Origin of the sequence: Romboutsia weinsteinii (genome assembly GCF_002250835.2) — a bacterium.
Lineage (GTDB): Bacteria > Bacillota > Clostridia > Peptostreptococcales > Peptostreptococcaceae > Romboutsia_A > Romboutsia_A weinsteinii.
Map to the genome: position 1 here is coordinate 33,659 of NZ_NOJY02000021.1, position 23,203 is coordinate 56,861.

Genomic DNA, 23,203 nt, shown 5'->3' on the forward strand with positions numbered 1-23,203 from the left:
CTTATCATGGCAAGCAATAAGATATATCATTCTTTTGTGGGATTATCTTTATACAAATCTAATCTTATATATAAATACCCACATTTATATATAACTAACATTAAATTTTTATTTTTTTAGTTTAATAAGTTATGCCTCACAGAATCTACAATATTATTTATACCAATCTCCAATTAGATCATCTAAAAAGTAATCCATCATAAATATAGCATTAGATATTTCTTGTTTTGTGGCATTAGTGTTTACTAGTAATTTTTCTAAATCTTCTTTAGCAATCTGGAAATTACTCCATCTAACTTCTACATGCTTATCACCAACAATATCATTTCTAGTTATGTCTTTTATTTCTTCAAGCTTTTCTTGTATAGCTACCTTATCAGCATCTAGCTCTAGTGAATTTAAAATATTTCTAAATTCTTCAACAGCCACCTTTATTTCTTCTACTGTTTGTGACTTACTAGATAAAATCTCTTCTACCTTAGCTTTAGAAGATTCTAAAATATCTCTAGAGTCTTTAGTATACATATATATCTTTAGTTTATTAGCTTCTTCTAATAAGCTTTCTAGCTCTTTGAAATTATCTAAAGCTATAATATTATCCAATGCATCCTTTAAGTCTTTTGCTGCTTCATCAATTAATTCTTGAGTCGCATCAGCTGAACTAACTACTTCTTTAGCTTTATTTAATGCAGTTTCTAAAGCCTCTATACTTGTACTTGTATAATTTTCTTTGTTGATATTTTCAGCATTTTCTATTACTGATTCTAACTCAGTAAAGTCTAGTACATCATTAGCAAAATGTAACTTAGTATCTCCAAAAGATGCATGGTCAGAACCTATTCCATTTCCACCATCTTTAACTACAAGCTTTAATTCCTTAGCACCTGCTATACTTACTTCAACATACTTTTGTGCATCTCTAGAATTCATTACACCACTATCAAATGCTTTTTGATTATCAACATATACTTCAAACTGAACACTTCCTACAGTTCCATGCATAGCTCTATCTACACCTACATATGCACTGAAGAAGTCATACTCTTTATCACTTAAATCATATACTATTGTAGCATTTGAGTGAGCACCTATACCTCTTTCGTAAGTTGCTACTGTACCATCTTCCTTAGTTAATCTTAAAGCATTGGCACTTGCAGCACTATCTTTTCTAGTACTTCCATGACTTTGATTTGCAGACTTCCAATCGTAATCAGTTAAGTATTTGAAGTCTTCCATATTAACAACAGATATAGTTCTAACTTTTTCTATTTTATTTCCGTCTGAGTCAGTTACTGTGAAAGTTATTTTATACTTACCAGCTCTATTAAAGTTAACTTTATCTTGACCAGCTATCTCTACTTTATTTGTTAGGTCACCATCTTCTGCATCTGTAGCAGAGAATTCACCTATTACATTTTCTATACTATCTCCTAATTTAACCGCTATATCTTTTTCTATTGTAAGCTTTGGCTTAACATTTGTTGAATATAGTTTCGGTTCTGCCCATGAAGCATAATCTCCAAGTCCACCATCACCAGCATCATTTGCTACTAGCTTAAGTTCTTTAACACCAGTTACATCTAAACTTACAAATTCTGCTTTGCTATCTTTTCTTATAACATCTGAAGTATATACTTCTTTTCCATCTGCAAAGACTTTAAAGATTATACTTGTTCTATTATCATTGTAGTTTTTATCTGTACCCATATAAGTCGAGAAGTTACTATACTCTCCGTTTAGATTATAAACTATTTCTGCATTTGTTGCAGCACCTATACCTTTGGCAAACTCTTGTATCTTGCCATTGATATTAAGCTTTATTTTGTTATTTGAAGCTACTGCCGTATCTTTAGTTACAGTTCTCCATCCTGATACTGCTGATTCCCAGTTTATATCAGACATATGTTTATCTTCACTATAAACTACAATTTTTCTTTCTTTAGTAGCTATATTTTTATCACTATCAGTTACTGTATATGTAATAGTGTATTCTCCAGCTTTACTAGTTGTAAATTCACCGCTGTTAACTACTACACTAGATGTTATATTCCCATCTTCTTTATCACTTGCACTAACTCCTGACATTAAATCAAATTCATTATTTAACTTAATATAAGTGACTTCTTCAACCTTTAATGTTGGGAACTTAGCTTCAATTATTTCTTTTGCCTTATTTAAATCTTCTTCAAATAATTTATATGCTGGATGATTTTTTACTTCTTCTTTTAAGGCATCTACGCTTTCTAAAGTATTATATTTTTCATTTACTTCAGTTTTAGTGTTATCTGTAAATAAATCATTTATTTTATTTGCTAAAACATCTTCTTTGTAGAATGAAATCTCACTTAAACTTGCCCATCCTTGATTAGCTTCAACAAATTTAAACTTAACTCTTCTTGCATTTGTTTTAGATATATTAAACTCTACAACATCAGTATTACTTCCTTTATACTCGCCTTTTCCTGCTAATATAAAATCATTACCTTCTGACTCATTTGAAACGTATATTTCAAATTTATTAGCAAATCCTTTACCGCCTGCATCTCTTCTTGCAGCATAAGCTATTTTTGATATTTCTTTAGTTTCACCTAAATCAAATATTATTTCATTTTTAAATGTTTCACTGTTGGTTTTATTAGTTTCCCAATGAGTATTTATCTTATTATCTATAGTCTTAGCTATTACACTACTTCCATAGTTTCCTGCATTGTTACTTACTGAAACTGCTGGTATTTTAAATTCTTCATTATATTTATCTAAATTATCAAATTTACCATACTTAGACTTGTCTACATTTAAGTTTTCATATACTGTGATGTATACTTTTTTCTCTACAGAGTTATTATCACTATCAGTAACCTTGTAAACAACTTCAAATCTTCCAGATTTGTTTTCTTCATAATTATTTAATACTATTTCTATAGATGAAGTTAAGTCTCCATCTTCAGTATCTAAAGCACTAACACCATCTAATATGTTTATATCTGATCCTAATAAATATTCTTTACTATTAGCAGTTATAACTGGCTTTGCATTGTTTGTAGTTAATTTAGGATTAGCTATTACAGCATGATCTGAAGAATTTCCATTTCCACCATCATTGATTTCTATAACTAGTTCTTGTACACCTTTAACGTCTACGTTTATATGAGTCATATTATCAGCATGCTTTAATACATTAGTTGTAGCTAGAGTCTTTCCGTCTCCTACTATCTTAAATGTTATACTAGATTTCTCTTGAGATGCAATACCTACATCAACTCCTAATAAAGCTTCAAAAGTATCATAATCTTTATCTGATAAGTCATAAACTATTTTACCTTTTGCATGGATTCCAAATCCTTTTTCAAATGTAGTTATATCTCCATTTACTCTACCTTTTATATTAGAGTTTCTTCTTGGACTTCCATATTGAGTTTCAACAGATTTCCATTCACTATCAGATAAGTAATCGTAATCACTTACTACATTTACTTTTACTGTTTTACTAACAGTTATACCTCTATCTGTCACTGAATAAGTAACTTCATATTCTCCTTTTTCATTTTGGTTTACATTAGAAGTTACTTCCACCTTACTATCTATATCATTGCCCATATAATCTACAGCGTTAACTAAAGCCATTGGGTCAAAGTTTTCTCTTAACTTAAGATTGATTATATCTTGCTGTAATCTCAAACCAGGACTTTGTGAATTTATTTCAGTTCCTTCCATATCATTTAATTTTTTATCATAAGGAATTACCTTATAAGTTGCTGACTCGTTAGGTTCAGAATTTACATCTATGAAACTATTTGTACTAGTAAATCCTATTACTTCACCATCTTTTAATATTTCATATCCCATGATATCTTTACTATATTTTGAATCAACCTTTAGGTTTAATTGTAAGCTAGTGTTCATTCTATAGAAACCTATATCTACTTTAGGATTTTCTGTAAGTCCATCACCTTTATATTCAATATAGTCATAACTTGCATACCATGTCTTCTTATCTGGCTTTTGGTACTTGCTTAAGAATTCTTTAGTTTCATCAGACACCCAGAATCCATGTCTTTCAAAGTGTTCAGTTAAATCTAACTCTAAAGCTATACTAGAGTACTTAGCTAATTGATTTAATTTATCGTTGCTTGCATTATTAGGGTCTAAAACTACATTATTTTCTCTATATAAGCTATTTAACTTAGCCCAATAACCTGGATATATCATTTCTAATTGCCAAAATACTGCTAACTTCTCGAAGAATCCACCTGAGTTGTATTCATTATTATCAGTATCTATAACATTTTTAAATACATGACTTTCAAAAGGAATTCTCTTATCTGGAGAATTATAGTAATAAGAAGAATGTTGAGGTAACATGTTGTTTGTTACTTCTCCTACTGTCCTTACACCTATATCCATCTTATGTCCTATTTCATGGTCAACACCCCAACCACCTACACTAGTTAACATACCTGACATGACATCTTTTTGTACACCTATATGTCCACCAGCTGCATACATATACCCAAATGGTTGAGCTAATCTTATATTCTCTCTAGTCTTTTTGATATCGTGCTTTTCACTTCTTCCATCTAAGCCTTGATACTTAAATAACATATCCATATGATCATCCCACATATTTAATGTACTTAGTGGCTTCTTGTTACCAGTAACATATGCTTGATAAGCACCCGTTGCTGTACCAGTAAACACTATACGGTCTGATGCAAATTCAAATAAATCTAATACTTTTCTGTCCATTACATCTGGATTTTGTTTCTTATCTTCTTCTAACTTTTTCTTATACTCTTTTATAAACGATATTAATTCAGCTTCATTAGTATCTTTATCTAAGAATGGGAATAACTCAGCACCACTAGCAAATCTTATTACCGGTGCTTTACTTTGTTGCTCTTCAGTGTAAGGGTTAACTATATAAATTGGTCCACCAGGAGTTACACTGTGCTTGTACCAACCATCATTTTGGCTTATTTTAGGTACTTTTATTACATTTTTACCTGGGTGTAAACTTACATGTACTCCCCAGCTTGCAAAACTACCTTCCTGTTGAGAGAACATTAACTGAGGTAGTGGTTGACCAGGCTCTACATCAACATATACTGTTACAGTTTCTCCAGCTAGAGCCATTACACCTGTTGGTTGGTAGTTATTTCCATAACCAAATTTTAAGTTACTGTTAGCATGGGCATTTCTATCCCCTACTTGCTCTGCAACTACAGTCTTTATATTTTGTAAAGTACCACTTAAAATTTCTTTAGCCATATCTATATCTTCTAAAAATACTGGAGCTAAAGGATGATTTTTAACTTCCTCTTCTAAAGCACTTAATTTCTCTATAGAGTTAAACTCTTCGCTTACTTCAGACATTCCCGTATTCGTAAATAAAGTTTCCATTTTCTCAGATACTTTATCTTCCTTATAAACTCTTATATCTCCTATTGAAGCCCAATCCTGATTTGCTTCATCAAATACAAATTTAACTCTTTTCGCTTTTATGTTATCAAATTGTATAGACATCATATCGTTAGTTATAGTGTATCCACCGTCACTAACCTTTTGGAAGTTGTCTCCTGAAGCAACTGGTGATACGTATATGCTAAACTTCTTTGCAAATCCTTTTGAACCATTTCTAGATTTGTAAGTCAGACGATTTATAGCCTCAGCTTGCTTTAGAGTTAATACTACTTCATTTTTGAAGCTATCACTATTTGGCTTTCCAGTTTCCCAGTGACTATTAACATCTTCATCAATTGCTTTTTCGATCACAGAACTTCCATATTTTCCACCATTGTTACTTATAGAAATATTTTTAACTCTATATGTATCATCATATTGGTTTATATAATCTGTATAAAATGGAGTAAACTTGTTAACGTTAGAAGTTCCAGACTGTATTTGTCCAAACTCTACAAGTTCTTTAGCTAATTCCAATTTTTCCATGTATTCTTCTTTAAATGGATGCTCTTTTGCTTCTTCCATTAAGCTTTCTATTGCACCAATAGTAGCGAATTGACCATTTACTTCACTCATATTAGAATCTACAAATAATCTATCCATTATTTCTTTAAGAGTATCTTGCTTGTATATTCCAAATTCATGAGCTAGTGCCCAGTTCTCATGACCTTTTGCAAATACAAATTTAATTCTCTTTGCTTGTACTGGATTAAATAATATTTCTAGTGTATCACTTGTAACATTGTGCTTTCCTGCTGTTACCTTTTGGAAAGTATCTCCTGTTGAAGTTTTAGATACGTATATCTCAAACTCTGTTGCAAATCCTCTAGAAGCCTTATTTGTGTACATTACTCTGTTTATTTCCGTTAATTCTTTTAAAGTAATTGTTACTTCATTTGTATGAGTCGAGCTATTAGTTTTACCTGAGTGCCACTGTGTACTTGGATCTCCATCTATTGCTCTTTCAATTACATTATTGGCATAATTTCCACCATTTGTTGATATAGCTTTTATCTCTTCTCTAGATAACTTAAATAGTTCATCATATTTGTTAAGTCTTTGATCATTAAAAGGTACAAATTTACTTACTATTGCATCCATATAATGAGCTTCATCTTGAGTTAATAATATTCTTGCATTTTCTATATCTTCTTTTATTGTGCTATATAAAGGGTGACTTTGAGCTTCTCCATCAAAAGCATCTAACTTCTCTAATGTATTAAACTGCTCTGAAAGCTCATTTTTATTATCGTTAGTGAATATATTGCTCATTTTATCTATGATTTTATCTTCTCTATAAAACCAAAACTCTGATGCACTTGCCCAGTTTTGATTAGCCTCTTTAAATACAAACTTAATTTTTTTTGCTGTAATAGTTTCAAATTTAAATTCAAGCATATTGCCTGTTGAAGTATGACTTCCTGTTGTCATAAGCTTAAGATCTTCATCTTCTCCTGTTGTAGATGCATAAATTTCAAATTCAGTTGGGAATCCTTTCCCTTTAGCCGAATCTTGTCTAGTTGCATAGGCTATTCTATCAATAGATTCAAGCTGATTAAATTCTACTACTACTTCATTTTTAAATGATGCGGTATTTTGTTTTCCAGTCTCCCAATGAGTTGATAGGTTTCCATCTATAGCTTTATCTATAGAATTAGATGAGTATTGGCCTCCATTATTAGAAATTGATTTAATTTGATTCGTAGCAACTCTATATATTTTATTGTATCCTTCAAAGTTACTATGACTATTTAGATTAAAAGGTGATATTTTAGCTTGATTTGCCACACTTTCTTCTATTAGCTTTACTTTTTCTTTATCTATTTCGTTAGCAAATACATTTATTGCTGGTGAAATATTTGTTGCTATCAACGATACCGCTAGTATAGATGATATTTTTTTCTTCATAATATTCTCCCTCACTTTAAATAATTTTGTAAGTACAATGTTCTAACACATTCTATACTTGCATAACTAAGGGTCATACTACCAATTCTAAGAATAAAAATCTGTTTCATATTCAATGTTCTTCTCCCAAATTAGATACATTGATAATATAAATATTTTCAATAAAAAAACTACCCTCTAAAGGGTAGTTGCCGTTTAATTTAAATATCATAATAAATCTTATGGAAAATAAACATAGTTTATACACCATAAGTTTGGTTTATGAAAACAAAGAATAAATATTCTTCAGCAACTGGCTGGCATAGTTAAAATTAACCTTAGCCCCTTTAGCTTTGCGTCTCTAGATTTCTCTAGATTTGCCAGATTTAATTGTATTTTCTAAATTATTATACAATATTTTCCATTTTATTAAAAGGGGTTTCTCCAAATTTCTACAATTTATATTAAAATTATTATTACTTCTTAACTTTTGATATACTATCAATACTCCATTAACTTAAATGTATATACTAAAAACACTCATATTAATTAAATATGAGTGTTCATAAATTTTATCCTTTTTATCTAAAATAAAGAAAGTTGATTTTCGTCACTCATGTTCTCTAAAGAGCCATGCATAGTAAGGGTCTCTACAACAGTCTTAGAAATCTTAGTTCTCTTTCTTAATTCTTCTTTAGATATAAATTCTCCATTTTCTCTTTCTCTTTGAATATTTAGTGCTGCATTTTCTCCAACCCCCTGTAGGGCTATCATAGGAGGAAGCAGTAGTCCTTTACCAGGTACTTGGAATAACTGTGCATCTGATTTGTAGATATCTACAGGCAGTATCTTAATACCTCTAGCATACATCTCATATGCAACTTCAAGTACCGTAAGCATATTCTTTTCCTTCGTAGTTGCATCATTTCCAAGTGCTTCTATTTCATGTATCTTTCCTCTTATTGCACCTATTCCTTTAACAATTAAATCAGCATCAAAATCTTCTGCCTTAGTTGAGAAATAAGTAGCATAAAATGCTTCTGGGTAATGTACTTTAGTATAAGCAAGTCTAAAGGACATCATAACATAGGCTACGGCATGAGCCTTTGGGAACATGTACTTTATCTTTTGACATGAACCTATATACCACTCTGGTACATCATTTTCAATCATCTCTTCAATATGTTCAGGCTTAAGTCCCTTACCTTTTCTTACGTTTTCCATTATTGTAAAGGCATTTTTAGGCTTTAATCCTTTAAATATTAAGTAGTTCATTATATCGTCACGAGTAGATATAACCTCGTCTATTCCAACTATCTCTTCTCTAACTAAATCTTGTGCATTGTTTAGCCAAACGTCCGTACCATGAGAAAGTCCTGATATACGAACTAGTGCTGCAAATGTAGATGGCTTCGTATCAAGAAGCATCTGTCTAACGAACTTAGTTCCAAACTCAGGTATTGCAAGAGAACCTATAGGACAGTTTATTTCTTCTGGTGTAACACCTAGTGCATCAGTAGAAGTAAAAAGACTCATAGTCTCTGGGTCATCTAGTGGAATATCAGTTGCAACTATTCCTGTTAAATCCTCTAGCATCCTTATCATGGTCGGGGCATCGTGCCCTAGTATATCAAGTTTTAGTATACGACCACTTATTGAGTGGTAATCAAAGTGTGTAGTTATTACTCCACAAGTAGTATCATTGGCTGGATACTGTATCGGTGTAAAATCATACACATCTTTGTAATGTGGTATAACCATAACTCCACCTGGATGCTGTCCAGAAGTTCTTTTTACTCCAGTGCATCCATTAGCAAGTCTTAGTGCTTCTGCTGTTGGTACATTCAGATTATTTTCTTCAATATATTTTCTAGCATATCCAAAAGCTGTTTTTTCAGCTACAGTACCTATTGTACCCGCTCTGTAAACATAACCTTCACCGAATAGGTCTTCTGTATACTTATGGATTACTGGCTGATAATCTCCGGAGAAGTTAAGATCTATATCGGGTTCCTTATCCCCTTCAAATCCAAGGAAAACCTCAAATGGTATATCGTGACCATCTTTTTTAAGTGGCTTACCACATTTTGGACAATCCTTATCTGGTAAATCTACTCCAGAACCCCACTCCCCTATTTCAAAGAAGTGTGAGTATTTACAGTCTTCATCTTCACATATATAGTGAGCAGGTAGCGGATTAACCTCTGTTATATCACTCATTGTTGCTGCAAACGAAGAACCAACTGATCCTCTTGAACCAACTAGATACCCATCACTTAATGATTTTGTAACTAGCTTTTGAGCGATTATATACATCACGGCATATCCATTACCAATGATTGAGTTTAGCTCTCTATCAAGTCTAGCTTGTACTACTTCAGGTACTGGAGTACCGTAGATTCTCTCTGCTTTTTTCTGACACATCTCTCTAAGTTCAACATCAGACCCTTCTATTACTGGAGGGTAAGTCTCATCAGGTATTGGTTTTATTACTTCTACCATATCAGCTATTTTATTAGTATTTTCTATTACTACTTCGTGAGCTAATTCTTCTCCTAGATATTTAAATTCTTCAAGCATCTCATCAGTAGTTCTAAAGTGTAGATAAGTCTCTTCATCTTCTACCTTAAATCCTTGTGAGTACTTAAGTACTGTTCTAAGTACTGCTTCATGTTTGTCTAAGAAGTGAACATCCCCTGTTGCAACAGGTATCTTACCAAACTTCTTAGCAACCTCTATTAGCTTTCTATTTAAATCTCTAAGCTCTTCTTCGTCTCTTACCTCGCCCTTATCAATCATAAATCTATTATTATCAATTGGCATAACTTCAATGTAGTCATACATATCAATTATTTTTTCCATCTCTTCATCACTTACATTTTTCTTCACAGCCTGAAATACTACTCCTGCCTCACATGCAGAACCTATTATCAAACCTTCTTTGTATTCATTTAATACACTTCTAAGTATTCTAGGTGCTCTGTAAAAATGATTTACGTGAGCATCAGATACTATCTTATAAAGGTTTTTTAGTCCTACATAGTTTTTAGCTATCAAAGTAATATGATTGGTTCTAAGCTTTGTGTAATCTATTCTACCAAGTACATCATTTACTTCATTTAAAGTATTTGCACCTTGTTTTGTAAGCATCTCTAAAAACTTTAAAAATATTTTAGCAGTTGCCTCAGCATCATCTACAGCTCTATGGTGATTTAGTAGAGGTATTCCTAAAGCCTTTGCTACTACATTTAATCTATGCCTCTTTAAATTTGGAAGTAATACTCTAGCAAGAGTCAATGTATCTACAGCACTATTGTTGTACTCAAGACCTTGCTCTCTACATTTTTGAGAAATAAACCCTGTATCAAACTCTGCATTATGGGCTACTAAAACACTATCTCCTATAAACTCCATAAACTTAGGAAGTATTTCTTCTATTGTAGGCTTATCCCTTACTAAATCATTAGTGATTCCAGTAAGTTCTTGTATTTTGTAAGATATATCTTTTTCAGGATTTATAAGCTCACTAAATCTATCGACAACCTTAAAGTTTTCTATTTTAACCGCACCAATCTCAGTTATCTTATCATTAGTATTAGAAAAACCAGTAGTCTCAATATCAAATACTACAAAGCTTTGCGATAAATCCTTATCATTAGCATCTTCAATTATTAGCGCATCATCTTCTACTAGATATCCTTCCACACCGTAAAGTATCTTTATGTTATTTGCTTTACCAGCACTCATTGCATCTGGGAAAGACTGCACTATACCGTGGTCTGTTATTGCTATTGCAGGATGTCCCCATTTAGCAGCACGCTCTACTAGTTTTTTTACGTTACAAACTGCATCCATTGATGACATTTGAGTGTGTGCATGAAGCTCTACCCTTTTACTCTGTGCTGTATCTTTTCTTTCTGGCTTACTTTCTTTTCTAATACCACTTATAGTCATAGTTACTTCTCTTTGATAAGTGTCATAGATTACGTCTCCCTTAATCTTTAAGTAAGCACCTTTTTTAACTTGGTCTAGTACCTTATCTTTGTTAGTATCATTTAAGAAAAGTTTACAACTTATAGAGCTTGTATAGTCTGTAACTCCTGCAATTAACAGTATCTTACCATTTTTAAGTTCTTTAGTTTCTACGTCAAATACCTCTCCTATTATACCAACAGTTCCTGAAGTTGCATTTAGCTTACAAGCTTGCTCAAGCATTACATTTACATTTTCTCCATAAATCATCTGCTCATCAATCTCAGGCTTAATAACGTAACCTTCTTCTTCTATTTCTACTTCCTTATTTACTTCGTTTATTTCCATCTCTCTTATTTTTTCTTCAAGTTCTCTATCAGTTTTACGAATTAATCTCTTTACATCTACTTTTTCATCTATTGCTCTTTCAATTTTAATGTTAAAATCTATCCCTAGTTCTTCGCTTAACACGGTCTTAAGTACATGAATAACATTCTTTTTCATTAATCTCTCATAGAATATTCCCTTAGGTAGCTTTATCTTTAATTCATCCTCTAGACATAAATATTCAACCTGCTTACGCCATCCTTCTATAGATGGGCACAAGCTTCTTAATATATAGATTATATTTATCCAATATTTTTTTATAACATCTTTGTTAGCTTTTCTTTCTAATCCAGTGTATCTTATCTTTAATTTAATATCCTTAAAATAATCTAGCTTGTCCCTAAGCTCTTCTCTAAACCTGTCTAAAAGTTCATTTGAAACTATCTCCTTTGAAGACAAATAAAAGTAAACTATTTTGTCTTCCTTAAAATAAACTACTCTATTTATATAAACTTCTTTAAGCTGCTTGCCTAAGACATTATTATTTATCTCTAATTTATCTAAGTAATCTTTTACACTTTCCATAAAATCACCTTCCTCCAGACTAAATATTATATCACATGCATGGGCATCACGACTATTTTAAATGCTAAGTTAAATAAAATGATTCTTCAAAATTATAAACTTAATAATCTATTATAATTGTTTTCTATTATTTTACTTAATTCATCTACATCTATATTTTTATAATCGCTTATTTTTTTAACTACGGATTTTATAATACTTGGGTATCCATATTGACCATTTACCCACTTAAGAGCTGTTGGACCATCAGTTTCAACTAATAATCTTTCATTTGGCAATTTATCTAATATTTTATATGTAGCATCGCTATAGCCTATATCTACACTTATTGTAAAATAACAACCAAGCTCTATATACTTATCTAATATATCTAAATCTCCACTATACCAATGTACTATAGCTTTATTGTAATTATATTTTTTAAGGGCATTATATACTTCCTCTTCTGCACCCTTTGTGTGTAGATTTATGACCTTATTTCTCTTTATACTTTCATCTAGCATAAAGTAAAATACTTTCCTTTGCTTATCATAAGTATGGCTACCTTCTGACCAGACATAATCAAGACCTATCTCGCCTATTATTTCACTTTCCTCTATGTAAGGTATGTAAGTCTCTAAGCTTTCACTAACCTTATGCGCACTCCATGGATGTATTCCAAAGCACGGTTTTATATATTTACTTTTATTACTATATTCTTTATTTTTAATATAACTTTCAATATCCATACTCATAGCCAACGTTAATATCTTATTACTATTTATATCTACTATTGCATCTTCTATATTTTCTTCAAAAAAATCTAAATGAGAATGTGCATCTATATACATATATCCATATCCTTTCTATATTAAGCTAGTGTAATTTATACCCTATGTGTGTATTATTTAAATACATGACTTTTAAATTAAACTTAGTTAGTCTACTTTCATTTTACTACTATTTTTAATTGGATTAGCTACAAATCAAAGTGCATTTAATACTATATATAATAACTATAATATATCTTTAAAAGATAGGCGGTGTTAATATGTCCAGTTCTATTGATTCTACCTTCAGAAAAATCCTCTTTTCATACATGGAATTAGGCGAAAAAAAATTATTCAAAACTTCATTAAAAGAATTTAAAATAGACAAACATGTACACCTTTATTACTCAAAACGAAGAAATATCCCTATATGTGCACTGCCTAGACTAAAACTTGTCTTAAGTTCTAGAAGTGGCTTTGTGTCATTTTGTTATAACTTCTATACTTTTGCCAATGCTTATAATTACAACATCTCCATTAATACAGCTAGTATAAAGTCTATAGCCAAATTTGTTATTTCTCATGAGGTAGGTCATATATTAGATCCAGAAATATATCAGACTAGATCTCAGTACAGCCAAATATTATCAAACATCATTGATTTATTACTAAAGTATGATATAGATGTTACAAATGCTGATTTTTATAAATCAAACCTGCCTATAGATCTAGAAGATGCTGTACTTGATTTAAAAAAGAATTTAATTGACCGTGAGTCTAAAGCGTGGGATATAGCTAAAGGATTTGTAACTTTTGAAGATGCTAAAGAAGAGTATATCTTTAACAAGATGAAAGAGTACGCACTTGCTACTTACAACTTTGGCACTATAAAAAACATTGTCCGTGAACATAATTTAGATGTATTTTTCAAGTATAAAAGGTATTTTGCATAATAAATAAAACCTCTATCCTGGCAATAATAAGTACAAATAAACGCCAGTATTGAGGTTTTAGGTGGTGTAAACATATAACTCCTTTATAGCGATTTAGATATAGCTATAAAGGAGTTTATTATGATCATTTTAATAACATTATAAATACGTCTGTAAATCACTATAATAATCTACAGCATAAACTACTGTATCTTACAAAATTAATTACGAGTGGACTTATTTCTTATATCAATTATCTATGATTATTCTTTTTACAGCAGTTGCACTTACAGTTGCATTTACAATTATGTTTGCAGCAGTTGCATTTACAATGGTCTTTATCCCATTTATCTTTGCAGTCATCTTTATCCCAATTGCATTTGCAGTCGTCTTTATCCCATTTATCTTTACAATCATCTTTGTCCCACTTGCATTTACAGTCGTCTTTATCCCATTTATCTTTACAATCATCTTTGTCCCACTTGCATTTACAGTCGTCCTTATCCCATTTATCTTTACAATCATCTTTGTCCCACTTGCATTTACAGTCGTCTTTATCCCATTTATCTTTACAATCATCTTTCTTACACTTGCATTTACAGTCGTCTTTATCCCATTTATCTTTACAATCATCTTTGTCACACTTGCATTTACAGTCGTCCTTATCCCATTTATCTTTGCAATCATCTTTGTCACAGTTACACTTGCACTTACACTCACACTTACAATTGCACTCACAATCATCTTTCCAGTCGTCTTTATCACACTTGTCTTCCCAATCATTTTTACAGCATTTATCTTCCCAGTTATGTTTACAACAATCATTATTCCATCCTTTATATTGCTTGAAACATTTGTTATCTTTCTTATTCCATCTATAATTATTATTCATTTACTCATCTCCGCATATTAATATTATTAGAAAAAGCTTTTAATAAGCTTTCTCACTACATTATATGCAGTTCAACAATAATAGTTAACGTTTTACATATTTCGTCATAATTTTTTTGATATTTTTATGTTTTAGTTAATTAGTCTCTAAAAATCAAAAAAGACTATAGATTATAATAAAATTATAGTCTATAGTCTCTTCCTTTTTATTTATATTGTGGTACTTCAAATACTAAGTTATTTCCTGTATCGTACATAGTTATTATTTTATTCATTATTCCTGATATACCATTACACCAGTTTACATCTGTTGCATATTGATGCCATGTATAATCATAGTTCCACTTCATTTTGTATATAGTATTTTGATTGTACTTAGAGCTCTTTATATAATTTTGAGCTATCCACTGAGCAGAACCATCTATTGTAGCTTCTACACTTGTCCAACCATTTGAGTATGCAGCTTCTGCACCTGATACGTTGGCACTTTGGTCTATTGCACCTATTCCAAAGAAGTTATACACTTTAGTTGGCTTATCTAGTGGTTGACCTTTATATGATGTTATTGTTTGACCTTGAGCTAATACTGATTTACCATATCCTGTTTCCCACATTGCATGAGATACTAAATATGCTAAGTCTATATTATGCTTTTGTGCAGCATTTATAAATGATTGACCTTGACCGTGGAATACATTAGTTCCTTGTGACCCTACACCTAAACTATTGAAGTATGAGTTTAACTCATCTGCTGTAATTCCACCCTTGTAACTATCAAGTCTTAAGAACTGCATCATGCCTTTAGAGCTTTTAGTAAAGTTAGCTGGATTTAAGAAGTATTCTATATCACTTCTATCTGCTTTTATAAATCCTCTTGCCTGAGCAGCTTCCATAGATTGAACTGCTGCATCGACGCTTCTTGGCTTACTTGAATCTATTACATTTCCACCTTGGCTTACTCTATCCATTTGCTTATCTACATGAGAAGCTAATGTGTAGTTTAACCCTTTGTAATTTATAGTTGCTCCATTTACATTTTCAGTTCCACCAACGTTTGAACCACCACCTGTACTTCCATTATCTTTAGATAAGTATTGGCTTGATACATAAGCTTCTTTACCATTGTAATTTATCTTTGACCATCCATTACTTTCTGATAGTACCTCAACTTTTGTGCCCATAGTTAAGCTACCTAGCTTTTGACTACTTGTAGAAGGTCCACTTCTTACATTTAAGCTTGATGTGTTTACTACCTTCATTTCCTTAGTTTCCTCTGGTGTTTCTGGAGTTTCTGGTTGTTCTGGTTGTTCTGGTGTTGTACCTACTTTATCTAAGTATTGGCTTGATACATAAGCATCTTTACCATTATAGTTTATCTTTGACCATCCATTACTTTCTGATAGTACTTCAACCTTACTTCCTTTAGCTAAACTTCCTATTTTACTACTACTTGTAGATGGACCACTTCTTACATTTAAGCTTGATGTGTTTACTACTTTTGTCTCTTTTGTTTCCTCTGGAGTTTCTGGTTTCTCCGGTTGTTCTGGTGTTGTACTTATTTTATCTAAGTATTGACTAGATACATAAGCTTCTTTTCCATTATAGTCTATTTTTGACCATCCGTTACTTTCTGATATTACACCTACTTTTGTTCCTTTAGCTAAAGTACCTATCTTACTATTACTTGTAGAAGGTCCACTTCTTACATTAAGGTTATTAGTATTTACTACCTTTGTTTCTTTTATCTCTTCAGGCTTATTATCCGGTGTTTCTGGTGTAGTACTTCCACCTATATTATCTAAATACATGCTAGATACATACGCTTCTCTACCACTATGTTTTATCTTAGACCAGCCGTTACTTTCAGATATTACTTCTACCTTTGCACCTGTTTGAAGCTTTCCAATTACACTGTAGCTTGTACTTGGCCCACTTCTTACATTAAGGTTATTAGTGTTTACTTTTTTTGTAACTGTATTAGTACTATCTGTATTTACTGCTTTTATGTATTCTGTAGAAACATATCCGATCCTTCCATCATGCTTTACCTTAGACCAGCCATTACTTTCTGACATTACTTCTACATTTGTACCTTTAGTAAGTACTGTTATTACTCTATAGCTTGTACTTGCACCACTTCTCATGTTAAGTCTATCAACTGATACTTGCTTAATAGTTGATGATGATGTATCTGAGCTAGATCCTGTTTTTGAGATGTATGTAGCTGAAGCCCATCCCTCTTTACCAGCACTAGTTTTTATCTTGTACCACCCATTTGATGAGCTTGTTATATCTACTTTGTCATTCTTTTTTACAGTAAATAGAACTGTATGGCTTGTACTTGCGCCATTTCTAACATTTAGAGACGTTGCTGTAACTATCCCAGTTTCACCACTTGCATGAGCGCTAGTAGCTGTCATAGGTAGTATTGCCAACGTGGCTAAGGCAATTTTCTTTTTCAATCGCATTTCCCCCTTTAAATTTACGTTCATTAACATTTATTATAATTATACGACAGCTTTATACTTTAGTAAATATTTCCATTAACATAAATATATAAATTATGTTATTTTTTTCATACTTTAGTACCATATAAGGATAGTATTCTTTAGGTATCCTTATATAATATTACACTCCTTTTTTCTATATTAAACAAAATTTACTATTATTAGATATTTCTAATCTATTATATTTATCTTTCAACAAATTACCTGTATAAATGTATTCTACACAAACCTTTAAATAACCCTCTATTTTAATAAAAAAAATGAGATTATTATAATCTCATTTTAAATAAGTCATTATATTTGTTGATTTTATCTTCTTAATATTTTTAAGAATATCTTCTTAACACGTTATCTATCTCAAATTTAAGCTCATCTACAGTGTATCTACGAGAGTTTTCTATCCTGATTCTTAAATTAGTTTCATCCATACCCATAGACTCACTTATAAAGCTCATAATACCTCTAGCCTTTCTATCTATTTGTAGAAGTATATCCACATATTGATTTGTAGGTATAAACACTAATTCTAGTTCATCTAATCTACCTCTAAAATATCCTCTTGTAGGTACGAATTCAAATTCTTGTACTAATTTAAAGCCGTTTAATTTTGCTTTGCAATACTCATTTTCAATTTCTCTTATAGAAAAACCTAGCTCATCTATAGCATCTACCACATTTTTCATATAATCATTGTAGTCTATATTTAAATAATCTCTATCAGATGTATCTACTCCTTTTTCTATATCTAAGTATGTTGATAGCCAAACCTTAGATCTATGCTTAGTTACTGGAACTCTTTTATATAAAATAAAACTAAAGTCAACTTCACATACCTCGCCAGGCATTATATTTCTTTCTACTTTTATATAATGTGTTTGAATACATTGACTTTCATTAATAACTTTATCATCCACTTCTTTTTGATATCCTGTATATACACCTATTGCTATTTGGTTTATGTATTGTTCTATTTTCCCACCCGTTATTTTGCAAATACCTTCTATTCTCTTACCTGGCATCAAATTTTTAGTTTGAACCATTGTGTCTATCTTAGTTGCTCCTATCCCCAAAGCTGAAGCCATAACCTTATTGAAAATACTCATATACTACCTCCTCTAAGTGATTTTTGAATGCTTAATTATACCATTTTTTTGCTAATATATACTTCTTTATATACAAAAGACATCCGAAAATTTATAAATAAAATTTCTGAATGCCTTTATTTTCTATATAATAATATATAGAAAGTCTAACATAAATTTTACAGATAAAAGGTGATGTTTATATGAATATTGAAAAATTAAAGTCAATGATAAAAAATAGTGATAACATAGTTTTCTTCGGAGGTGCTGGAGTTAGTACAGAATCTAATATACCTGATTTTAGAAGTTCTTCTGGTTTGTTTAATGAAAAACTAAATAAAAACTTCACACCAGAGCAATTAGTTTCTCGTACATTCTTTAATAGATATACTGAAGATTTTTTTAAATTTTACAAAGATAAACTAATATATCCAGATGCTAGACCTAACAATGCACATATAGCCTTAGCTAAACTTGAAAAGTCAGGTAAGTTAAAAGCTGTAATAACACAAAATATTGATGGGCTCCATCAAATGGCAGGAAGTAACAATGTCCTAGAGCTTCATGGATCTGTTCATAGAAACTATTGTACTGACTGTAATAAATTTTTCTCATTAAATGATATATTAAATCTAGATGGAGTTATACCTCATTGTGATTTATGTGGGGGAGTCGTAAAACCCGACGTAGTTCTTTATGAAGAAGCTTTAGATGATAATGTCATCACTAAAGCAATTAATAGTATAAGAAATGCTGATTTATTAATAATTGGTGGTACATCTTTAAAGGTATATCCAGCTGCAAGCTTTATCAACTACTTTAGGGGAAAAAATATAGTAGTAATAAATAAAGATAATATTAACTTTGATAATAAAGCATCTCTAGTAATAAACAAACCAATTGGACAGGTTCTCTTTAAGACTGTATTATCATAATATATATCTAGTTGAGCTAATATAAATTGAGGTAGTAATTAATCTTTACTACCTTAATTCATACTTCTAATCATGTTTACTTTCTTCATATTTCTCTTTATATTCAACAACAGCTTCATCCCAGGCCTCTTGTTTAGTTATTCCCTTTTCACTTGCTACACTTTGCACCATTTCACTTAATTTAGATGCATTTTCTAATATACCCATATTTTACATCCTCTCTATATTATGTATCCTCGTTTTCATTTGTTTTTAATATTATTCCCAAAATCTCTTATAATTAATTTGTTTTCTCATATTTCTTTATAATTAATTTGTTTTCTGAGACTATGTACCCCCTAGGAGTAAATAATTTTGATTAATCCATTTTCAATATAGAATTATATAAAGTGCTATTATTTATCAACAAAAAGATACCATGCAATTACATGATATCTCTTTATTAATTTTTATTAAATTTAAAATTCTAGTATTATCTTTTACTTTTAGTTACTATATTGTTCCTATAGCAACTATACTAAGCACACCCTTTACAATCTCTATACAGTTGCTATTATTTATATTTTTTACAAATAATGATAATGATTGACTATCATATGGAGTACTTAATACTATAGTATTTCTAATATTTGCTTCTTTCCATTCGTCGCTTGATTCTTTTATTTTCTGCGTGTACTTTCTATTTTCTATTCCATCTAAAGCAATTCCAACTGTGTAAAAACTCTTACCTGTACAAACATTAAAAGTTAGATTGTAATTTATTAAATATATATATCCTAATTCAAGCTCAATATCTTTTCCTGAATTATATAATGAGTGTGAACCCGAAATATCAGTTTTAAAGTACAATTTATTATACGAACAGCATAGACATTCACTACAAATATCATATTCACCGTAAATATTATTTAAGAAGCATTCACATACACCAGTTGCTCCGGTTGGACCTATTGGTCCAATTTCACCTGGCATTCCTACTAATCCTTGTGAACCTGTTACTCCTTTATCCCCTTTTGGTCCTGTTGGACCGGTTGGTCCTCTATCTCCTGAGTCTCCAAATAACCCTGTATCACCCTTATCTCCTTTTGGTCCTGTTGGACCCATAGGACCTCTATCTCCTGTTGCTCCTATTTCTCCAGCCTGACCTTGTGTACCTGTTGGGCCTGTATTACCCGTTGCTCCAGTAGGACCCATTGGACCTCCTGCTGGACCTGTTGGTCCTGTTACACCAGTTGAACCGGTTGGGCCTATCGGTCCTCCTGATGGTCCCGTTGGTCCAGCTGGACCTGTTTCACCAGTTGAACCTGTTGGACCTATTGGTCCTCCTGATGGTCCCGTTGGTCCTGTTGGTCCTGTACTTCCATTATCTCCAATAGGACCTACAGGCCCTACAATTCCTTGCTCTCCTGATGGTCCAATCGGTCCTATTTGGCCAGGCAACCCTTGTGGCCCAGTTGGACCAGTTGACCCCGTAGCTCCTGCTTGACCAGTTGCACCAGTATTTCCTGTCGCTCCTGTTGAACCTGCTCGACCAGGTAATCCCATCTCTCCAGTTACACCTGTTGCTCCTATAAATCCTCTTGGACCTCTAAGTCCTGTAGGTCCTGTTGGGCCTGTTGGGCCTGTCGGACCTGTTTCACCAGTTGGACCTATTGGGCCTCCTGCTGGGCCTGTTGGGCCTATTGGGCCTGTCGCCCCTGTTGGTCCTCCTGCTGGACCGGTTGCTCCTGTTGGGCCTGTTGACCCAGTTGCTCCATTACCTGGCCCTGTTGCTCCCGTTGGTCCCATCGGTCCTGTTGGTCCTGTTGGGCATATTGGACAAGTTTGTTCTACTACTATGGTTGTAACAGTATTACTAGAAGTAGTTATTTCTCTTTCTACCCCTGTAGAGTCAATAAATTTATAATTAATTTGTGCTGTATTATCAATTTCTGTTCCTAGTGGTGCATCGCTCTCAACTAAGACTTGGAATTGAATCTCTACCTTATCACCAGATGATATATCTCCTACTGGTATTCCATTTTCTATCTGAGCATCATCTTTTAATTCCCCATTAATATAAAGCGTTCCAGGAATTATACTTGTAAAATCCGGTATAATATCACTAAATACTACACTTTGTATATCTGCAATACCAGTGTTTTCAAATACGATATTATATGTCAGTACTTCTCCCGCTTCTGTTAAATTTTTATCTACACTTTTTACTAAATCCGTAACAGGCGCTGGCGCTAATTCATATAGACTTATATCATCTAGTGCATAGTCATTACCATTGGCTGCTCCACCTTCACTCAAAAACCTGATTGTAAGTAATCTATTATTACCACTGTTAAATACTGATCCAATTTGATTCCACGTCGGAATATCTGTAGCTTCTAAATTTCCCGCAAGATCTTCATCATATAATACGTCTCCATCACCTGATAGTATTTCTACTCTAAATAAAGGCAATTCTTCACCTTTTAGTTTATCTATATTTGATACCCATGCTGAAAAAACATAGTTAGTGTTAGCTTTTACAAACACCATTGTTCTAATAATATCTTGTCCTGGATTACTCCCATTTATAATTGCCATATTGCCAGTTTCATCACCCGTTGTATGGTCAGATAAATTAAACCAGTGCCCATCAAAATTGCTATTTGTCACAGTATTTACTATTGAGTATTCACCATCCGAAGGTCTATACCACTGATAAGGTGTATAAATAAATGATGTAAGAATAGGGAAGGGTGCAATAAGCCCACTTGTTTGTACTGGTGTACCATTAGGCATATTTCCAAAAGTACCATAACTTATCTCTAAAAATTGATTATCTCCTACCGTTATATAAGTATTTAATGCTAGTGGTATCTCTTGATTTGGAGCATCTAGAAAAAATTGATTGGTTACATCACCTGATACTGTGATAAATAAGGTATTTGGACTTAGTGAATGGATATTATTAGTTTTTGCTGGTGGATTTGAGACTGCAGATACATCAGGATCTTTTGGAGTTACAGTAATATTGTCTGCATTAGAATAACTTACAACACTAGAAGTTGCACCTGAGTATCCCCATGCTTCTATTAATCTATATTCTCCTGATGGAACATCCGTAAATGTATAGTTTCCAGAACTATCAGTTAGAGCTGCTACACCCATACCTGATGTAGCTCCAATAGCTGATGTGTCCCCTTTTATCTGAAGTACTATAGGAACATTAGCTATCGGATTTCCCATATTTTCGTACACGTTTGAGCTATTGTTTGGACTAAATAGCACTCTCCCGCTAACATTCATTGTGGATTCCCCCTTTTTAAACTTTTAATTCAATATATTCTAATTCAAATTAATTTGTGACTTGTTCCAACTCTCTATAATAAAGAAGATACTATCAGCAAATAACTTGATAGTATCTTCTTTGTTAAAAATTATTAGTAATTTTAATAAGCGCTTATTAAAAACAAAAAAACAGCATGGTTTCAGTTATATACAGAAATCATGCTGTTTACATCAAGCTTACATAGGTCCTAAGTTTATTATCTGAGCTCCTAGCATCAATAAGCTTCCAACTACCATCCATATTAAAAATAGCTTCCACATAAACTTCATCCATTTATCATACGGAATATTAGACACACTTAATATCCCCATAAGAGCCGTTGACGTAGGTAATACATAATTGCAAAAACCATCTCCGAAGTTAAACGCTAGTAAAACAGTTTGTCTTGTAATACCTACCATATCAGCAAGAGGTACAAACATAGGCATTACAACTGCAGCTTGTCCACTACCAGATGTTATAAACATATTAATAAATAAGTTTGCAATAAACATTGCTATACCTTGTAAAAACGTAGGTAATACCATTAATACTGCACCCATAGAGTT

Annotated in this window: 10 protein-coding genes, 1 pseudogene and 1 riboswitch; of the genes and pseudogenes, 2 read left to right on the forward strand and 9 right to left on the reverse strand. The window is 32.0% G+C overall.

The window, feature by feature from the left end; translation table 11 throughout:
• Window positions 1-153 precede the first annotated feature (153 nt).
• From CHL78_RS12335 to CHL78_RS12345, 3 genes are all read right to left on the reverse strand, one after another.
• Complete coding sequence (locus CHL78_RS12335) at window positions 154-7,368, reverse strand: NPCBM/NEW2 domain-containing protein (RefSeq protein ID WP_094366653.1); 7,215 nt, start codon at window positions 7,366-7,368, stop codon at window positions 154-156.
• Window positions 7,369-7,652: 284 nt separating this feature from the next.
• Window positions 7,653-7,739: riboswitch (cyclic di-GMP riboswitch) on the reverse strand.
• Between the two features lie 193 nt (window positions 7,740-7,932).
• Complete coding sequence (locus CHL78_RS12340; RefSeq protein ID WP_094366652.1) at window positions 7,933-12,231, reverse strand: PolC-type DNA polymerase III; 4,299 nt, start codon at window positions 12,229-12,231, stop codon at window positions 7,933-7,935.
• 92 nt (window positions 12,232-12,323) lie between these two features.
• Complete coding sequence (locus tag CHL78_RS12345) at window positions 12,324-13,061, reverse strand: TatD family hydrolase (RefSeq protein ID WP_094366651.1); 738 nt, start codon at window positions 13,059-13,061, stop codon at window positions 12,324-12,326.
• 200 nt (window positions 13,062-13,261) lie between these two features.
• Here CHL78_RS12345 and CHL78_RS12350 point away from each other — a divergent pair, with 200 nt between their 5' ends.
• Window positions 13,262-13,933 carry a hypothetical protein gene (locus CHL78_RS12350; protein ID WP_094366650.1) on the forward strand — a complete coding sequence of 224 codons (672 nt, stop codon included), beginning with the start codon at window positions 13,262-13,264 and terminating at the stop codon, window positions 13,931-13,933.
• Between the two features lie 228 nt (window positions 13,934-14,161).
• Here CHL78_RS12350 and CHL78_RS12355 read toward each other — a convergent pair whose 3' ends face one another.
• From CHL78_RS12355 to CHL78_RS12365, 3 genes are all read right to left on the reverse strand, one after another.
• Window positions 14,162-14,677: a hypothetical protein gene (locus CHL78_RS12355; protein ID WP_158540693.1), complete on the reverse strand. Its 516-nt coding sequence runs from the start codon at window positions 14,675-14,677 to the stop codon at window positions 14,162-14,164.
• Window positions 14,678-15,009: 332 nt separating this feature from the next.
• Window positions 15,010-17,265: an SH3 domain-containing protein gene (locus CHL78_RS12360; RefSeq protein WP_158540694.1), complete on the reverse strand. Its 2,256-nt coding sequence runs from the start codon at window positions 17,263-17,265 to the stop codon at window positions 15,010-15,012.
• Window positions 17,266-17,636: 371 nt separating this feature from the next.
• Window positions 17,637-18,413 carry a sporulation protein gene (locus CHL78_RS12365; RefSeq protein WP_094366647.1) on the reverse strand — a complete coding sequence of 259 codons (777 nt, stop codon included), beginning with the start codon at window positions 18,411-18,413 and terminating at the stop codon, window positions 17,637-17,639.
• Between the two features lie 182 nt (window positions 18,414-18,595).
• Here CHL78_RS12365 and CHL78_RS12370 point away from each other — a divergent pair, with 182 nt between their 5' ends.
• Window positions 18,596-19,327, forward strand: coding sequence for an NAD-dependent protein deacylase (locus CHL78_RS12370; protein ID WP_094366646.1), 732 nt, complete (start codon window positions 18,596-18,598; stop codon window positions 19,325-19,327).
• A 66-nt stretch (window positions 19,328-19,393) separates the two neighbouring features.
• Here the strand turns inward: CHL78_RS12370 and CHL78_RS20995 are convergent, their stop codons facing one another.
• The 3 genes and pseudogenes from CHL78_RS20995 to CHL78_RS12390 all read right to left on the reverse strand — a co-directional run.
• Window positions 19,394-19,534, reverse strand: a complete 141-nt coding sequence (locus tag CHL78_RS20995; protein ID WP_094366645.1) for a hypothetical protein — start codon at window positions 19,532-19,534, stop codon at window positions 19,394-19,396.
• A gap of 285 nt (window positions 19,535-19,819) precedes the next feature.
• Complete coding sequence (locus CHL78_RS21355; RefSeq protein WP_094366644.1) at window positions 19,820-22,612, reverse strand: DUF11 domain-containing protein; 2,793 nt, start codon at window positions 22,610-22,612, stop codon at window positions 19,820-19,822.
• Between the two features lie 219 nt (window positions 22,613-22,831).
• Window positions 22,832-23,203 (reverse strand): annotated as a pseudogene (locus CHL78_RS12390) (YfcC family protein); the annotation flags it as partial.

What these genes read in the sequence shown, in the direction of transcription:
- CHL78_RS12335 (WP_094366653.1), bottom strand. Translation starts at nt 7,368, where the DNA reads ATGAAGAAAAAAATATCATCTATACTAGCGGTATCGTTGATAGCAACA.
- CHL78_RS12340 (WP_094366652.1), bottom strand. Translation starts at nt 12,231, where the DNA reads ATGGAAAGTGTAAAAGATTACTTAGATAAATTAGAGATAAATAATAAT.
- CHL78_RS12345 (WP_094366651.1), bottom strand. Translation starts at nt 13,061, where the DNA reads ATGTATATAGATGCACATTCTCATTTAGATTTTTTTGAAGAAAATATA.
- CHL78_RS12350 (WP_094366650.1), top strand. Translation starts at nt 13,262, where the DNA reads ATGTCCAGTTCTATTGATTCTACCTTCAGAAAAATCCTCTTTTCATAC.
- CHL78_RS12365 (WP_094366647.1), bottom strand. Translation starts at nt 18,413, where the DNA reads ATGAGTATTTTCAATAAGGTTATGGCTTCAGCTTTGGGGATAGGAGCA.
- CHL78_RS12370 (WP_094366646.1), top strand. Translation starts at nt 18,596, where the DNA reads ATGAATATTGAAAAATTAAAGTCAATGATAAAAAATAGTGATAACATA.
- CHL78_RS20995 (WP_094366645.1), bottom strand. Translation starts at nt 19,534, where the DNA reads ATGGGTATATTAGAAAATGCATCTAAATTAAGTGAAATGGTGCAAAGT.
- CHL78_RS21355 (WP_094366644.1), bottom strand. Translation starts at nt 22,612, where the DNA reads ATGAATGTTAGCGGGAGAGTGCTATTTAGTCCAAACAATAGCTCAAAC.